Source organism: Pseudoroseomonas cervicalis (assembly GCF_030818485.1).
In the GTDB taxonomy this organism is placed as follows: domain Bacteria; phylum Pseudomonadota; class Alphaproteobacteria; order Acetobacterales; family Acetobacteraceae; genus Pseudoroseomonas; species Pseudoroseomonas cervicalis_A.
Map to the genome: position 1 here is coordinate 1,692,748 of NZ_JAUTAJ010000004.1, position 16,208 is coordinate 1,708,955.

Sequence of the window (16,208 nt, forward strand, 5' to 3'; positions counted from 1 at the left end):
CCGGGCGGCAGCAAGCCGGCCCTCGGAACCCAGCAGCACCCGGCGGGCCCGCCTGCCGCGCATGACCGGACGGTCAGAAAACCGCGCGCGGCGGCCGGTTCAAAACCGCCCCGCCGCGTGTCAGGGTGGCGCCCCATGCGCCTCCTCCCCGCCCCCGGCTCGCCGATGCGAGACCGGCGATTCCTGATCATGCTGGCCCTCGGCTTCTCCGCCGGGGTGCCGCTGCCGCTCACCGCCTTCGTGCTGCGGCAATGGATGTCGGAATCCGGCATCTCGCTCGCCGCCATCGGCTTCACGGCGCTGATCGGCCTGTCCTATTCGCTGAAATTCCTCTGGTCGCCGCTGATCGACCACGCGCCGCCGCCCTTCTTCCGCTCCTGGGGCAGGCGGCGCGGCTGGCTGGCCAGCATCCAGCCGGTGCTGGCGCTGTCCATCCTCGGCCTCGGCCTGACCAACCCGGCGGTGGCGCCGGAGCTGACCGTGGCGGTGGCCGTGCTGGTCGCCTTCCTCTCGGCCAGCCAGGACATCGTCGTCGATGCCTACCGCATCGAGTTCCTGGAGGAGCGGCAGCAGGGCCTCGGCCTCGCCTATTATGTCTGGGGCTATCGCGGGGCGCTGCTGGCCTCCAATGCCGGGGCGCTGACCGTCGCCGAATTCGCCGGCTGGAGCGTCGCCTTCGCCTATTGCGCGGCGCTGGTCGGCATCGGCTTCCTGGCCGTCTGGCTGGGGCCGGAGCCGGAGGCGGCGCCGCGCCCGGCGCTCGGCTGGTCGGCGCGGCTGCGCGCCGCGGTGGTCGACCCCTTCGCCGATTTCGTGCGGCGCAAGCACTGGGTCGCCATCCTGCTGTTCATCGCGCTGTTCAAGCTGGGCGAGGCGATGGCGGGCGTCATGGTCGCGCCCTTCTACCGCGATCTCGGCTTCAGCCGGACGGAGGTCGCCGCCGTCGGCAGTGTCTTCGGCCTGTTCGCCACGCTGCTCGGCGCGCTGGCCGGGGGCTGGCTGGTGGTGCGCATCGGCACCGCCCGCGCGCTGGTGCTGACCGGGCTCGGCCAGATGCTGTCCAACCTGATGTATGTGGCGCTGGCCCATGCCGGGCACGACATGCCGATGCTCTGGGCCCAGGTCGGCATCGAGAACTTCACCGATGGTCTGGCGGACGCCGCCTTCGTGACCTATCTGTCCAGCCTGACCAGCCGGGCCTTCACGGCAACGCAATATGCGCTGCTCTCCTCGCTGGCGGCGGTGCCGCTGCGCACCATCGGCGGCGGCTCCGGCCTGCTGGCCGAGGCGCTGGGCTGGCCCGATTTCTTCCTGCTGACCACCGCCGCCGCGCTGCCGGCCATGGGGATCATGATCTATCTGCTGATCCGCCTGCCGCCCCCGCCGCGCGCCCAGCCGGAACCCGCCGCCATCGAGCCCGGACCGGGCTAGAGGCGGACCCGGCCAGACTGCAAGAAAGTGACCGCATGACCGCCACCCCCGCCCCGCGCCGCGCCCCCCTGCCCCAGGCGCCGCATCGCCGCCTGGCCGCCGGCCTGGCCGGGCTGCACCGTGCCCTGCTGAACGCCCAGGCCGTCGGCCATCCGGCGGCGCAGAACCCCTACGCCCTGCTGCAGGCGGTGATGCACGACCCGGACTTCGCCTGGCTGCGCGGCTTCAGCGACCTGATGGTGCGGATCGACGAGGCCGGGGCCAAGGGCGCCACCCCCTCGCCCGAGGCGATGCAGGGTTTTCTCCTCTCCGCCACGGCGCTGGCCGAGGGCGGGGCGGAGGCGCCGGAGGCGCATGCGAAGCTGCGCGGCTTCCTGCTGCGCCGCGACGTCGCCGCCGCCCATGCCGAGCTGCGCCGCATCCTGGCCGAGCTGCGCGGCAGCCACGGCCAGTAGGGCCAGACCCAACCCGGCGCCCCCGCCGGGGGTGCCCCCGACCGGAGCCCCCGCATGCGACGCCGCGCCTGGCTGGCCGCCCCCCTGCTGCTGTTGCCGGGCCGCCGCGCCCTGGCCCGTGACCTGCCGGCGCCGCCGGGGGCGCTTCCGCTGCCCGGCCTGCCGCGCAGCGCCAGCTGGATCGCCCGCACGCCGCGCCAGCCCGAGGCGCGCCACCGCATCCTGCTGGCCTGGCCGGAGGGGCCGCCGCCCGCCACCGGCTGGCCGCTGCTCTACCTGCTGGATGGCGAGGCCAGCTTCCCCATGGCGGTCACCGCCATGCGCCGGCCGGGCGCGGCGCTGCGGCCGGCGCTGCTGGTCGGGCTCGGCTATCCGGCGGCGGCGCCGCTCGACCCGGGCGGGCGCGACCGCGACTACACCCCGCCCGCCGCCGGCGCGCCGGAGGGGTTCGGCGGCGCCGAGCCCTTCCTGGAGTTCCTGCGCCAGGAACTGCAGCCGGAGCTGGCCCGCCACCATCCGCTGAACCCGGAGCGGCTGGCGATGTTCGGCCATTCCTATGGCGGGCTCTGCCTGCTGCACGCCTTCTTCACCCGGCCCGACTGGCTGTGGGGCGGCATCGCTGCCAGCCCCTCGATCGGCTGGCAGCAGGGCGCGCTGCTGGAGACGGCGCATGCTTTCCTGGCCGCGCCGCCGCCCGGCACGGCGCGGCGCCGCCTGCTGATCACCGCCGGGTCGGAGGAGGAGCCGGCGCTGGATTCACCGATGGTCTCGCCGGAGCGGCGGGAGCGGGTGCGGCAGAGCCGCATGGTCAGCCGGGCGCGGGCGATGACCGAGGCGCTGGCCGGCCTCGGCGCCGCCGCGCCGCAGGTGGAGTTCCGCCTGTTCGAGGGGGAGAGCCATGGCTCGGTGGTGGGCCCGGCGCTGCGCGCCGGGCTGCGCTACCTCTATGGCAGCGCCTGAAGCGAGGGCCTCAGCCCTTCTCGCGCATCAGCCGGGCCTTGTCGCGCTGCCAGTCGCGCGCGGCGATGGCGTGGCGCTTGTCGGCCTTGTTCTTGCCCTCGCCGAGGCCAAGCACGACCTTGGCGATGCCGCGGTCGTTGAACAGGATCTCGAGCGGCACCAGGGTGATGCCCTCGCGCGCCACGGCGCCGGTCAGGCTCTCGACCTGCTTCTTCTTCAGCAGCAGCTTGCGCGGCCGGCGCGGCTCGAACTTCGCCATGAAGCTGCCGGCCTGCCATTCGGGGATGTAGCTGTTGAACAGCCAGATCTCGCCATCGCGCTCGCCGGCCCAGGCATCGGCCAGGGCGGCGCGGCCGGCGCGCAGCGACTTCACCTCCGGCCCCAGCAGCACCAGCCCGGCCTCGAAGGTCTCGGTGATCTTGTAGTCGAAGCGCGCCTTGCGGTTCTGCGCGGCGGTGCCGTGCGAGATCAGCGGCTTCTTCCGGGGCTCGGCCATCATACCCTCTCAAGGCGGGTCCAGGGGGACCCTGTCCCCCTGGCGGGGAGGCCCAGGCGGGGCGGCGCCCCTCCTGGCCTCGCTCTCAGTTCAGTCGGTTCAGTTCAGCAGGCCGGCGGTCAACATCGCCGCCTTGACCCGGTTGCGCGAGGCCTCGGCGATCGGCGCCATCGGCAGGCGGCAGAAGGCGCTCGACTTGCCAAGCAGGCTGGCCGCGTATTTCACCGGGCCCGGCGAGGTCTCGCAGAACATGGCGTCATGCAGCGGCGTCAGCCGGTCCTGGATGGCCATGGCCTCCTCGATGTTGCCGGCCTCCCAGGCCGCGTGCATCTCGGCGCAGAGGCGCGGCGCGACATTGGCGGTGACGCTGATGCAGCCCACCCCGCCGGCGGCGCGGAAGGCGAGCGCGGTGTGGGTCCTCGCCCGAGAGCTGGCAGAATTCGGTGCCGCAGGCGAGGCGGGTGTGCAGCGGCCGGGTCAGGTTGGCCGTCGCATCCTTCACGCCGACGATGTTCGGGTGCCTGGCCAGCCGCGCCATGGTCTCGACCGACATGTCGATCACGCTGCGGGGCGGGATGTTGTAGATGATGATCGGCAGATCCACGGCATCGGCGATGGCCATGAAGTGCAGATACAGCCCTTCCTGGGTCGGCTTGTTGTAGTAGGGCGTGACCACCAGCGCCGCATCGGCGCCGGCCGCCTTGGCGTGGCGGGTCAGCTCGATGGCTTCCGCCGTGCTGTTCGAGCCGGCGCCGGCGATGACCGGCACGCGGCCGCCGGCGGCCTCGACGCAGAGCTCCACCACCCGGTGGTGCTCGGCATGCGACAGGGTCGGGCTTTCGCCGGTGGTGCCGACCGGGACCAGGCCGTTGGTGCCCTCGGCGATCTGCCAGGCCACGAAATCCTGGAAGGCTTTCGGGTCCAGAGCACCATCCTCGGCCAGCGGCGTGATCAGCGCGACAAGGGAGCCCTTGAACATGGGACGCAACCTTCCTTCGGGAAACGGGCAAGCGGGGATGGAGGGCGGAAGCTAGGCGCCCGGCCCTTCCGGCACAAGGGAGAGGGGGCGCGGAGGCGCGGTTCGGGCAGGACAGGAGGGCGATGATCGGATAGGGTCCGGCGCCATGTGCGCCGCCCCGCTTCCGCCCCGCCATGCCGCCGGCCCCCGCCCCCGGCGCTTCCGCCCTGCCCTGCCCGGCCTCGCCACCGCCCTGGTGCTGACCCTGGCGACCGCCACCCTGCTTGTCCCGCGGCCCGCCGCCGCCCAGCCCTGGGCCAGCGACACGGCGCGCGCCCAGGGCCGCGCCGCCATGGTGGCGCTGCAGGCCGGCCGCTGGAGCGAGGCGGAGCTGATCGCCCGCCAGGGCGCCGATCCGCTGGCCGCCAAGCTGGTGACCTGGGCGAGGCTGCAGGTGCGCGGCCAGGCGACGGCGGAGGAGGTCGCCGCCTTCACCACCGCCAATCCCGACTGGCCGCTGCCGACCACGCTGACGCTGCGTGGCGAGGAGGCGCTGCCGGTGCTGGCCGATGACGCGCTGGTGCTGCGGCTGTTCGCCCGCACCCCGCCGCGCGGCCTGCCGGCCCGCCGCCTGCTGGCCGAGGCGCTGGCCCGCCAGGGCGACACCGCCGGCGCCGCCCGCGCCGCGCGTGAGGGCTGGCGCGAGGCCGGGGCCGACCCGGTGTCCGAACCCACCTATCTGGCCGCCTTCGCCACTGTCCTGACCGCCGAGGACCATCGCGCCCGCTTCGAGCGGCTGGCCTGGACCCGGCAGGGCCCGGCCGCCGCCCGCATGCTGCCGCTGCTGCCGCCCGAGGCGCGGCTGAATGCCGAGCTGCGCCTGGCGCTGGCCGGCGACCAGCCGGGCGCCGAGGCCGGCGCCACGCCGCGCGCCGCGCAGGATCTGGGCCTTGCGATGGAGCTGGCGCGCTTCCTGCGCCGGCAGGAGCGCGACCGCGAGGCGGCGGCGGTGTGGCAGCGCGCCGAGCCGCTGCAGCGCGACCTCTCGCCCGAGGCGGCGCGCGCCATCTGGGCCGAGCGGCAGCTGCTGTCGCGCAAGCTGCTGCGGCTCGGCGACACCGACAATGCCTATCGCACCGCCGCCGCGCATGGCCAGACCGAGGGCGAGGGGCTGCACGAGGCCGAGTTCTGGGCCGGCTTCATCGCGCTGCGGCGGCTGAGCGACGCCCCGCGCGCGGCGCGGCATTTCGCCCGGCTGGGCGAGGGCAGCTCCAGCATCATCACCCAGGCGCGGGCGCATTACTGGCGCGGCCGCGCCGCCGCCGGCCAGGGGCGGGCGGAGGAGGCGCGCGCGCATTTCAGCGCCGCCGCCGGCTTCCCCAACGCCTTCTACGGCCAGCTCGCCGCCCTCGCGCTCGGCGAGAGCGCGCCACAGCTGGCGCAGCGCATCCTGTCGACCCGCCCGCCGCAGCCCAGCGCCGAGGCGGCCTCGGCCTTCCTCGACAAGGAGCTGGCGCGGGCGGTGCTGACGCTGGCCGATCTCGGCGATACCGGCCGGGCGCGCGCCTTCCTGCTGCGGCTGGAGGAGATCTCGGCGACGCCGGCCGAGCAGGTGCTGACGGCGCGGCTGGCGCATGCGATCGGCCGGCCCGACCATGCGGTGTGGGTGGCGCGGCGCGGCGGCATCGACGGGGTGATGATGCTGCCCGAGGGCTACCCGGCCCCCTACACCCTGCCCGAGGGCGCCGAGGTGGAGCCCGCCTTCGCCTATGCGGTGACGCGGCAGGAGAGCAATTTCGACCCCGCCGCCGTGTCGTCGGCCAATGCGCGCGGGCTGATGCAGCTGCTGCCCTCCACCGCCACGCTGGTGGCGCGGCAGCTCGGCATCCCGCACCAGCTCGGGTGGCTGACCAGCCAGCCGGAGCACAATATGCGCCTCGGCGCGCGCTATCTGGGCGACCAGCTGGCGCGCTTCGGCAATCTCGCCATGGCCGCGGCGGCCTACAATGCCGGGCCGCGCCGGGTCGATGAGTGGCTGGTGACCTATGGCGATCCGCGCGTGCCGGGCGAGGCCGGCGGCGCCGACATGATCGACTGGATGGAGCAGATCCCCTTCACCGAGACCCGCAACTATGCCCAGCGCGTGGTGGAGAATGCGGTGGTCTACCGGGCGCTCTCCGGCCAGGGCGGGCTCGACCATCCGCTGAAGCCCTGGCTGCCGGTGGGCACCGTGGGGGGGGCGGTGCGCTGATGCGCGACACCCCCCTGCCCGCCCCGGCCGAGCCCGCCGAGGCGCTGGCCCCCGCCGCGCCGGCGGCCGCCCTGCCGCTGGCGCCGGGCCCGGCCCTCGCCGCCGCCGGCCTGCCGCGGTTGCTGGCCAGCCTGGGCGGTGTCGGTTTCCTGCGTCCCGCCCCCGGCACCTGGGGCAGCGCGCTGGTGCTGCCGGTGGCCCTTCTCGGCCCGATGGCCTGCCTGGCGCTGGCCGGGCTGCTGACGGCCCTGGGCTTCTGGGCACTGGCGCGGCTGCCCGAGGCGCGGCAGGACCCCTCCTGGGTGGTGATCGACGAGGGCGCGGGGCAGAGCCTGGCGCTGGCCGCCCTCGGCCTCGGCATGGCGCCGGAGCTGGCGGCGGCGGCGACGCCGCAGGGCATCGCCGCCGGCATCGCGCTCGCCTTCCTGCTGTTCCGCCTGTTCGACATCACCAAGCCCGGCCCGGTGGGCTGGGCCGATCGCCGCAAGGGCGCCGCCGGGGTGATGCTGGACGATGTCATCGCCGGCGCGCTCGCCGCCGCGGTGATCCTGGCGCTGCGCTTCGCGGGGATGCTGCCATGAGCCTGCTCGACGACACCGTGCTGGACCGCTCCGCCGCGCTGCTGCGGGCGCTGCAGGAGCGCGGCATGACGCTGGCCACCGCCGAGAGCTGCACCGGCGGGCTGGTCAGCGCGGCGCTGACCGCGCATGCCGGCTCCTCGGCGACGCTGCTGGCCGGCTATGTCACCTATTCCAACGAGGCCAAGCTGCGCATGCTGGACGTGCCGCGGGCGCTGCTCGAGCGGCATGGCGCGGTCAGCGCCGAGGTGGCGCGCGCCATGGCCGAGGGCGCGCTGCGCGATTCCGGCGCCGATCTGGCCGTGTCGATCACCGGCATCGCCGGGCCGGGCGGCGCCACGGCCGGGAAGCCGGTGGGCCTGGTGCATCTGGCCGTCGCCGGGGCCGGCCTGCCCGTGCTGCTGCATCACGAGATCTTCCCCGGCGACCGCGCGGCGGTGCGCCGGGCCAGCCTGCTCTGCGCCCTGGCCCTGGTGGCGCGCCAGGCCGGGGCCTGAGCGGCGGCGCCCGGCCGGGTCACCGGGCCCGGCAAACGAGGCCAGTGGAAGGGATCCGTGGAGGGGCCGGCGGAGGGGGCCGGAACCGCTCACGCCGAAACCGTTTGGGTCCAGCCCGGCCTCCGCCCTATGAAGGGGGGCCGGCGCTTTCCCCTTTCCGCCCTGGCCGGCGCTTCCGGTGCGCATGGACACGAACGCCCAACTGACCCTTCGCCTGCGCCAGCAGGCGCTGATCGCCGAACTTGGCCTGGCCGCGCTGCGGCGCGAAGGGCTGCAACCGCTGCTCGACCAGGCCGCCCGCCTCGCCGCCGAGGGGCTGTCCAGCGCGTTCAGCAAGGTGCTGGAATACCGCGCGGAGGAAGGCAGCTTCCTGCTGCGCGCCGGCCTCGGCTGGCGGCAGGGCTGCGTCGGCCATGTGCTGATCGGCGGCGACACCGAAAGCCCGGCCGGCTTCGCCTTCCGCACCGGCCGGCCGGTCATCTCCAACCACCTGGCGGCGGAGGCGCGCTTCCGCACGCCGGCGCTGATGGCCGAGCACGGGGTGCGCCGCGCCATCAACGTCATCATCCGCGGCGAGGCCGAGCCCTTCGGCGTGCTGGAGGTGGACAGCCGCGACGAGGGGGATTTCACCGCCGACGACATCAATTTCCTCCAGGCGCTGGCCAACACGCTGGGCGTCGCGGTGGATCGCGAACTGTCCCAGGCGGCGCTGCGCGAGCTGACCGCGCTGGCCGAGGCCCGGGCGCGCGAGGCGGAGGCGGCGCTGGCCGCCCGCGACGCGCTGCTGCGGGAGAAGGACCTGCTGATGCAGGAGATCGAGCACCGGGTGAAGAACAGCCTGACCATCACCCGCTCGCTGCTCTCGCTGCAGGCGCGCATGACGGCGCCCGAGGCGGGGCGCGCCGCGCTCGAGGATGCGGCGCGGCGGGTGGCCAGCATCGCCCGGGTGCATGACCGGCTGCACCGCAGCCGGCGCATCGGCGTGGTCGATCTCGGCGAGTATCTGAGCGGGCTGTGCGAGGAGCTAGAGCGCAGCTGCGGCCTGGCCGAATCCGGCCGCGGCCTGGCGCTGCTGCTGGAGGGCATCGAATGCCCGGCCGACGAGGCGGTGACGCTCGGCCTGATCGTCACCGAGCTGGTGACCAACGCGGCCAAGCATGGCGGCGGCACCGTCACCGTCGAATGCGTCACCCTGGGCGAGGCGCCCGGCCCCCAGTCGCTGCGGCTGCGCGTCGGCGATGGCGGTCCGGGCCTGCCGCCCGGGCTGGACCCGGCGCAGGGCGGCAGACTCGGGCTGCAGCTGATCCGCAGCCTGGGCGAGCGGCTGGGCGGCCTGCCGCGCTGGGAGGCGGCGCCGGAGGGCGGCCAGCGTTTCGAGCTGGTCTTCCCCTGGCCGGTGAACCCGGATGCGGCCGAAAGGGCGGCGGGCTGAGCCGGCGCCGGGCCGCCGCAACGGCCAGGGTGGCGCTGCCGCCGAAAGAGAACTGGCGCGGGGCGAGGAAGGCGGCTAAGAGCGCTGCGCCATGATGACCGTCCTGCTCGTCCTGCATCTGTTCGTCACCCTCGCGCTGATCGGCGTGGTCCTGCTGCAGCGCAGCGAGGGCGGCGGCCTGGGTATCGGCTCCTCCCAGGGGATGGGGTCCTTCATGACCGGGCGGGGCACGGCCAATCTGCTGACCCGCACCACCGCCATCCTGGCCACCCTGTTCATGGGCCTGGCCCTGGCCATGGCGCTGCTCGGCCGCGGCCAGTCGCATCGCGGCTCGATCCTGGATGTGCCGCCGCCGCCGGCCAGCACGGCGCCGGCCAGCCCGGGCGGCGCGCCCGCCGCGCCGGCGCCCGGCACCACCCCCGGTGGCACGGGCGGCACCGCCCCCGCGCCCTCCCAGCCCGCGGCGCCGCCGCCGGCCTCGGTGCCCACCAACTGACGGTCCCCGAATCGGGCGCCGGGCGGAAGCCCAGGCGCCCGAGCCTTTTATGGGGGGTGGCAAGCCGCGACCCCCGCTTCCGGCAATCAGCAGCCTTGCCGTGCCATGTTCTTTTCGTGGCCGGTGGCGCGCGTTAGAAAGGACGCCCATGACGCGGTTCGTATTCATCACCGGCGGCGTGGTTTCCTCTCTCGGCAAGGGCATCGCGGCGGCAAGCCTCGGCGCGCTCCTGCAGGCGCGGGGCTACAAGGTCCGCATTCGCAAGCTCGACCCCTATCTCAACGTCGATCCGGGCACGATGAGCCCGTATCAGCATGGCGAGGTCTTCGTCACCGACGATGGCGCGGAGGCCGATCTCGATCTCGGCCATTACGAGCGCTTCACCGGCGTGCACGCGACCAAGGGGGACAGCTTCACCTCCGGCCGCATCTATGCCGATGTGATCGCCAAGGAGCGGCGCGGCGACTATCTGGGCGGCACCGTGCAGGTGATCCCGCACATCACCGACGCCATCAAGGACGCCGCCACGGCCGATACCGAGGGGCTGGACTTCGTCCTGGTCGAGGTGGGCGGCACGGTGGGCGACATCGAGTCCCTGCCCTTCCTGGAGGCGCTGCGCCAGCTGCACAACGAGCTGGGCCCGCAGCGCAGCCTGTTCATGCACCTGACCCTGGTGCCCTACATCCCCTCCGCCGGCGAGCTGAAGACCAAGCCGACGCAGCATTCGGTGAAGGAGCTGCTGGGCCTCGGCATCCAGCCGCAGATCCTGCTCTGCCGCTGCGACCGGCCCATCCCGGAGAATGAGCGCCGCAAGATCGCGCTGTTCTGCAATGTGCGCCCCGAGAGCGTGATCCCGGCGCTGGACGCGTCGAGCATCTATGCCGTGCCGCTGCAGTACCACCAGGAAGGCCTGGACCGCGAGGTGCTGCGCCATTTCGGCCTGTCGATCTATGGCGAGCCGGACCTGTCCAACTGGAAGCGCATCGTCGGCCGGCTGGAGAACCCCGAGGGCGAGGTGAAGATCGCCGTCGTCGGCAAGTACATCACCCTGCTCGACGCCTATAAGTCGCTGGCCGAGGCGCTGGCGCATGGCGGCATCCAGCACGGCGTGAAGGTCAGGCTGGACTGGGTGGACAGCCAGGTCTTCGAGACGCCCAACGCGGTGGAGCGGCTGGAGGGGGTGCATGGCATCCTGGTCCCCGGCGGCTTCGGCGAGCGCGGCGCCGAGGGCAAGATCGAGGCGGTGCGCTTCGCCCGCGAGCGCAAGATCCCCTTCCTCGGCATCTGCTTCGGCATGCAGATGGCGGTGATCGAGGCGGCGCGGAACCTGGTCGGCATCGAGGGCGCCTCCTCCACCGAATTCGGCCCCTGCGAGGAGCCGGTGGTCGGCCTGCTGACCGAGTGGCTGCGCGGCAATGAGCGCGAGAAGCGCCATGCCGAGGGCGATCTCGGCGGCACCATGCGGCTCGGCGCCTATCCGGCGGCGCTGGCCGAGGGCTCGCTGGTGCGCAAGGTCTATGGCCAGGCGCAGATCGAGGAGCGCCACCGCCACCGCTACGAGGTGAATATCGGCTATCGCGAGCGGCTGGAGGAGGCCGGGCTGCGCTTCTCCGGCCTCTCCCCGGACGGGCTGCTGCCGGAGATCGTCGAATACCCCGACCATCCCTGGTTCATCGGCGTGCAGTACCATCCGGAGCTGAAGTCGAAGCCCTTCCAGCCGCATCCGCTGTTCGCCGGCTTCGTCGGCGCCGCGGTGAAGCAGGCGCGGCTGGTCTGACCCGGGCCGGGCCGCGGCCCGCCCCTTGTGACCGGGCCCGGACGGCGCTGCCATCCGGGCCTTTTTCATGCCGGCGCCGGCGGCGCGCGGCCCTGCCGCCGCCCCCGGCGCCCGCCGCCCGGCGCCTTGCCGGGGATGGCTGGCGTTTACCATTTCCTAACCTTTGCATCGGATAATGACCCCGGCGCCCGCACCCCGAGGCCAGGGCGCGCCTCCGCCCCGGCCCTGCCCCATGGGATTCCGCGCCGCATGTCTGCCGACTCCCCGGCCCTGTCCCATCGTGTCCGCTGGCTGCGCCGGGCCGCCCATGCCGTGCTGCTGCTGGGCCTCTCCGCCACCCTGCTGCTCTGGCACACCGCCACCCTCGGCGTGCGGCGCCAGCAGCAGCACCATTTCGTCGAATCCACCCAGCATGCCCGCCGCATGGTGGGCGAGCGCATGCTGCGCACCCTGGAGGTGCTGGCCGGCTTCCGCGCCCTGTTCGAGGTGTCGGACCAGGTCAGCCGCGCCGATTTCCACCGCCATGCCCGCGCGCTGCGCCTGGCCGAGCGCTTCCCCGGCGTCATCGCCGTGCAATACGCGCCGCTGGTCCTGCCCGCCGAGCGCGCCGGCTTCGAGGCCGGGGTGCGCGGCGACACCACCCTCGACCCCTCCGGCTATCCCGACTACGCCATCCACCCGCCCGGCGAGCGCGATTTCTACCTGCCCGTGCTCTACAACGAGCCGATGGCCGGCAATGAAAGCGCCTTCGGCCATGACACCGCCGCCGAGCCCTCCCGCCTGCGGGTGATGGAGCGCAGCCGCGACAGCGGCGAGGCCGTGGCCTCCACCCCGCTGGAATTGCTGCAGGGCCAGACCGGCTTCGTGGTGCGCCACGCCCTGTATCGCCGCGGCCTGCCGCTCTGGACCGTCGAGCAGCGCCGCGCCGCCTTCGCCGGCCAGATCAGCGGTGTGTTCCGCGCCACCGACCTGCTCGGCCCGCTGCTGCAGGACCAGCTGGCCGAATACCGCGTGCGGGTGCTGGACACCGGCGCCCTGCCGCAGCCCGATGGCGTGCCGCGCCTGCTCTATGACAGCCGCCCCAGCCTGCCGCCGCCGCCCGAGGAGGCCGGCCGCATGCAGCAGGATCTCGAACTGGCCGGCCGCCTCTGGCGGGTCGAGCTGACCCGGCCGCCCGGCATGCCCTGGCTGCAGCCCTTGCCGCTGGCCGTGCTGCTGGGCGGGCTGGCGCTGAACCTGGCGCTGCTCTGGCTGCTGCACAGCCTGGCCAGCCATTACCGCCATGCCAGCGCGCTGGCCGACCGGCTGCTGCACCAGGCGCGCCACGATTCGCTGACCGGCCTGCCCAACCGGCTGCAGCTGGAGCAGCTGCTGGAGGACGCGCTGCGCCACGCCGCCGCGCGCCGCGGCGGGCTGGCGCTGCTCTTCCTCGACCTCGACCGCTTCAAGGTCATCAACGACTCCCTCGGCCACGCCGCGGGCGATGCCGTGCTGCAGGCGGTGGCCCGCCGGCTGCGCCAGGCGCTGCGCCCGGGCGACACCGTGGCCCGCCTCGGCGGCGACGAATTCATCGTGCTGCTGACCGACCTGCCCGGCCCCGCCGCCTGGAACGGCGTCGCCCAGCGCCTGGTGGAGGCGATCGGCGAGCCGGTGGAATACGGCCCGCACCAGCTGCAGGTGGGCGCCAGCCTGGGCGCCGCCCTCTATCCGCAGGATGGCCAGGACGCGGCGACGCTGATGCGCCAGGCGGATGGCCGCATGTACCGCGCCAAGCGCAGCACCGACGCCGCCCTGTCCTGAGCTGCCCTGTCCTGAGCCGCCCCGATCCCGCAGGCCGGGGCGCGACAGGGCGCCCGGATCGTCCACCCGCGGGCGCCGCTCATCCGCGCCGGCCGCCCCGCTTGCGCTTTCGTCAGCCGCCCCGGCCCGGGCCGGGCTTGCCCTCGGCGGCGGGGCGTCCTATCCGCGAGCTCCCGACACACCCAGGGGAGTCCGGAATGACCGCCATCGCCGACATCATCGCGCGTGAGATCCTCGATTCGCGCGGCAACCCCACCGTCGAGGTCGATGTCGTCCTGGACAGCGGCGCCATCGGCCGCGCCGCCGTCCCCTCCGGCGCCTCGACCGGCGCGCATGAGGCGGTGGAACTCCGCGACGGCGACAAGGCCCGCTTCGGCGGCAAGGGCGTGCAGAAGGCCATCGCCAATGTCGAGGGCGAGATCTTCGACGCCCTCTCCGGCATGGACGCCACCGAGCAGGTCAAGATCGACGAGACGATGATCGCGCTCGACGGCACCCCCAACAAGGGCCGGCTCGGCGCCAACGCCATCCTCGCCGTGTCGCTGGCCACCGCCAAGGCGGCCGCCGAGCATTACGGCCTGCCGCTCTACCGCTATGTCGGCGGCGTCTTCGCCCGCACCCTGCCGGTGCCGATGATGAACATCATCAATGGCGGCCAGCACGCGGACAACCCGATCGACATCCAGGAATTCATGATCATGCCGGTCGCCGCCGGCAGCGCGGCCGACGCCGCCCGCATCGGCGCCGAGATCTTCCAGGCGCTGAAGAAGGGCCTGCACGATGCCGGCCACAGCACCAATGTCGGCGATGAGGGCGGCTTCGCCCCCAATCTGAAGTCCGCCGAGGAAGCCCTCTCCTTCATCGAGAAGGCGTGCGAGAAGGCCGGCCACCGCTTCGGCGAGGACGTCATGGTGGCGCTCGACTGCGCCTCCACCGAGTTCTTCAAGGACGGCGTCTACGACATGGAGGGCGAGGGCAAGAAGCTCGACGCCGCCGGCATGGTCGACTACCTGGCCGACCTCTGCGGCAAGTTCCCGATCATCTCGATCGAGGACGGCATGTCCGAGGATGACTGGGAAGGCTGGAAGGCGCTGACCGACCGCCTGGGCGGCAAGGTGCAGCTGGTGGGCGACGATCTCTTCGTCACCAACCCCGAGCGGCTGCGCCAGGGCATCGAGCGCAAGACCGCCAACTCGATCCTGGTGAAGGTCAACCAGATCGGCTCCCTGACCGAGACGCTGGAGGCCGTCGAGCTGGCCCACCGCGCCGGCTACACCGCGGTGATGTCGCACCGCTCGGGCGAGACCGAGGACAGCACCATCGCCGACCTCGCCGTCGCCACCAATTGCGGGCAGATCAAGACCGGCTCGCTCTCCCGCTCCGACCGGCTGGCCAAGTACAACCAGCTGATCCGCATCGAGCAGGGCCTCGGCCCGGCCGCGCGCTACGCCGGGCGGACCATCCTCAAGCGCTGAGGCGCCCAGCTGGATCCTGGGGGAGGCGCCGCCTCCCCCAGAACTCGGATCTGACTCTGGGGGAGGCTCCGCCTCCCCCAGACCCCCTGCCGCCGGGGTGGCAGGGCCACCCCGGACCCCGCCATCCGCGGGAACCCGGCCAGGCGGGACGCTGGACACCTTATGTTCGTGTCCGCCCTGCAACGCCGCCGGCGAATGCACTGATTTTCCAGCCTTCCCCTTGCGCCTCAGGTTCATCCTGTCGTTAACCGGTCATGGATTGACTCGAGGCGGGACGAATCGGATGCGGGCCATCAAGCGGGCGATTCAGGTGCTGTGGCTGCCGCTGGTCTTCGCCGGCCTGATCTGGCACTTCGCCTGGTACGCCGTGCACGGGCCGCGCGTCGGCTCCCTCGCCCGCGAGGCCAAGGCCTCCGAGATCGCCGCCGCCCGCATCACCCTGGCCGAGGCCGAGGCCGAGCGCGACGCCATCGAACGCAAGGTCGCCGGCCTGCGCGGCGACCGCATCGACCGCGACCAGCTCGACGAACGCGCCCGCGCCCTGCTGAACATGGTCGGCAAGGACGAGCTGGTGGTCCCCTACGGGCAGAACCAGCGCCTGTTCTGACCACCCGGCCCGGCCGCCGCGCCACCCCGGCTGCCGCTGGTCAGCCGGGCGGCAGCCCGGCCGCCAGGGCCAGCAGCGCGCGCGAGGCCCGGCTGGCATAGCGCTCCCGGTGGCGCAGCGCCTTGAAGCTGCGCGGCGGCAGCGTGACCTCCGCCCGCACCAGCAGCCCCGCCGCCAGATGCGGCCCCGCCGCGCGCTCCGACACCACCGTGGCGCCCCCATCTGCCTCCACCGCCGCCAGCACCGCCTCGTTCGAGGGCAGCTCCAGGATCACCCGCAGATCGCGCGGCGGCAGGCCGGCGCGCTCCAGCAGCAGCTCGAAGGCGGCACGGGTGCCGGAGCCGGCCTCGCGCATCACCCAGGGGCTTTCCGCCAGCCGCGCCAGCGGCACTTCGCCGGCCCTGGCCCAGGGATGGCGCGGGCCCACCACCACCACCAGCTGATCGCGCGCCAGCAGCGTCTGCGACAGGGAAGGCTCCTCCACCTCGCCCTCGACGAAACCCAGCTCCGCCACCCCGTCCAGCACCGCCTGGGCGACGCTGGTGGTGTTGCCGGCGCCGACCTCCACCTGCACGCCGGGGCATGCCTGCTGGAAGTGCACCAGGAGCGGCGGCAGCCAGTAGCTGGCCACCGTCTGGCTGGCCTGGACCCGCAGCGTGCCGCGCAGCGTCCCGCCCAGCTCGGACAGCACCAGCTCCGCCGCCTCCGCCCGCGCCAGCACGGCCGCCGCCTCGGCGCGGAAGATGCGGCCCTCCTCGGTCAGCTCGATGCGCCGGCCGACGCGGTGGAACAGGGCGATGCCATGCCGCGCCTCCAGCGCCCGGATCGCCGCGCTGACCGCCGATTGCGTCAGATGCAGCGCGGTCGCGGCGCGGGTGACATGCTCGCGCTCCGCCACCGCCAGGAAGATGCGCAGCTGTTCCAGCGTCATGCCCATGCCCTCGGCCAATTCATCGATTTTGCCGAATGGAACGACAAGAACAAGTCGTTGGATG

14 protein-coding genes and 1 pseudogene are annotated in these 16,208 nt (G+C 73.5%); 12 read left to right on the plus strand and 3 right to left on the minus strand.

The window, feature by feature from the left end:
- Nucleotides 1-135: 135 nt before the first annotated feature.
- From QE401_RS11785 to QE401_RS11795, 3 genes are read left to right on the plus strand one after another with little or no spacing between them, the layout of a single operon-like run.
- Nucleotides 136-1,431, plus strand: coding sequence for an AmpG family muropeptide MFS transporter (locus QE401_RS11785; RefSeq protein ID WP_307138393.1), 1,296 nt, complete (start codon nt 136-138; stop codon nt 1,429-1,431).
- A gap of 35 nt (nt 1,432-1,466) precedes the next feature.
- On the plus strand, nt 1,467-1,886 hold the full coding sequence (locus QE401_RS11790; protein ID WP_307138394.1) for a hypothetical protein: 420 nt from the start codon (nt 1,467-1,469) through the stop codon (nt 1,884-1,886).
- 54 nt (nt 1,887-1,940) lie between these two features.
- Complete coding sequence (locus tag QE401_RS11795; protein WP_307138395.1) at nt 1,941-2,846, plus strand: alpha/beta hydrolase; 906 nt, start codon at nt 1,941-1,943, stop codon at nt 2,844-2,846.
- Nucleotides 2,847-2,856: 10 nt separating this feature from the next.
- Here the strand turns inward: QE401_RS11795 and smpB are convergent, their stop codons facing one another.
- Both smpB and dapA read right to left on the minus strand, forming a co-directional pair.
- Entirely contained in the window at nt 2,857-3,342 is a 486-nt protein-coding gene (gene smpB, locus QE401_RS11800) for an SsrA-binding protein SmpB (protein ID WP_307138396.1), read from the minus strand.
- A gap of 99 nt (nt 3,343-3,441) precedes the next feature.
- A pseudogene (gene dapA, locus QE401_RS11805) lies at nt 3,442-4,321 on the minus strand (4-hydroxy-tetrahydrodipicolinate synthase).
- 145 nt (nt 4,322-4,466) lie between these two features.
- Here dapA and QE401_RS11810 point away from each other — a divergent pair.
- The 9 genes from QE401_RS11810 to QE401_RS11850 all read left to right on the plus strand — a co-directional run bounded on the left by QE401_RS11810 (nt 4,467) and on the right by QE401_RS11850 (nt 15,213).
- On the plus strand, nt 4,467-6,551 hold the full coding sequence (locus QE401_RS11810; protein WP_307138397.1) for a lytic transglycosylase domain-containing protein: 2,085 nt from the start codon (nt 4,467-4,469) through the stop codon (nt 6,549-6,551).
- Nucleotides 6,551-7,132, plus strand: coding sequence for a phosphatidylglycerophosphatase A family protein (locus QE401_RS11815; protein ID WP_307138398.1), 582 nt, complete (start codon nt 6,551-6,553; stop codon nt 7,130-7,132). The genes QE401_RS11810 and QE401_RS11815 overlap by 1 nt, the downstream gene beginning before the upstream one ends.
- Nucleotides 7,129-7,626, plus strand: coding sequence for a CinA family protein (locus tag QE401_RS11820; protein WP_307138399.1), 498 nt, complete (start codon nt 7,129-7,131; stop codon nt 7,624-7,626). Before QE401_RS11815 ends, QE401_RS11820 begins: the two co-directional genes overlap by 4 nt.
- A gap of 184 nt (nt 7,627-7,810) precedes the next feature.
- Nucleotides 7,811-9,058, plus strand: coding sequence for a sensor histidine kinase (locus QE401_RS11825; RefSeq protein ID WP_307138400.1), 1,248 nt, complete (start codon nt 7,811-7,813; stop codon nt 9,056-9,058).
- A gap of 91 nt (nt 9,059-9,149) precedes the next feature.
- Nucleotides 9,150-9,554, plus strand: coding sequence for a preprotein translocase subunit SecG (secG, locus tag QE401_RS11830; RefSeq protein ID WP_307138401.1), 405 nt, complete (start codon nt 9,150-9,152; stop codon nt 9,552-9,554).
- A 148-nt stretch (nt 9,555-9,702) separates the two neighbouring features.
- Entirely contained in the window at nt 9,703-11,331 is a 1,629-nt protein-coding gene (locus QE401_RS11835; protein ID WP_307138402.1) for a CTP synthase, read from the plus strand.
- Nucleotides 11,332-11,580: 249 nt separating this feature from the next.
- Nucleotides 11,581-13,131, plus strand: a complete 1,551-nt coding sequence (locus tag QE401_RS11840) for a diguanylate cyclase domain-containing protein (protein WP_307138403.1) — start codon at nt 11,581-11,583, stop codon at nt 13,129-13,131.
- 197 nt (nt 13,132-13,328) lie between these two features.
- The gene (eno, locus tag QE401_RS11845; RefSeq protein WP_307138404.1) at nt 13,329-14,606 is read left to right on the plus strand and encodes a phosphopyruvate hydratase; all 1,278 of its coding nucleotides are present in this window, start codon (nt 13,329-13,331) and stop codon (nt 14,604-14,606) included.
- Nucleotides 14,607-14,889: 283 nt separating this feature from the next.
- The gene (locus QE401_RS11850) at nt 14,890-15,213 is read left to right on the plus strand and encodes an FtsB family cell division protein (protein WP_307138405.1); all 324 of its coding nucleotides are present in this window, start codon (nt 14,890-14,892) and stop codon (nt 15,211-15,213) included.
- 40 nt (nt 15,214-15,253) lie between these two features.
- Here QE401_RS11850 and QE401_RS11855 read toward each other — a convergent pair whose 3' ends face one another.
- Nucleotides 15,254-16,144 carry a LysR family transcriptional regulator gene (locus tag QE401_RS11855; protein ID WP_307138406.1) on the minus strand — a complete coding sequence of 297 codons (891 nt, stop codon included), beginning with the start codon at nt 16,142-16,144 and terminating at the stop codon, nt 15,254-15,256.
- Nucleotides 16,145-16,208: the final 64 nt, after the last annotated feature.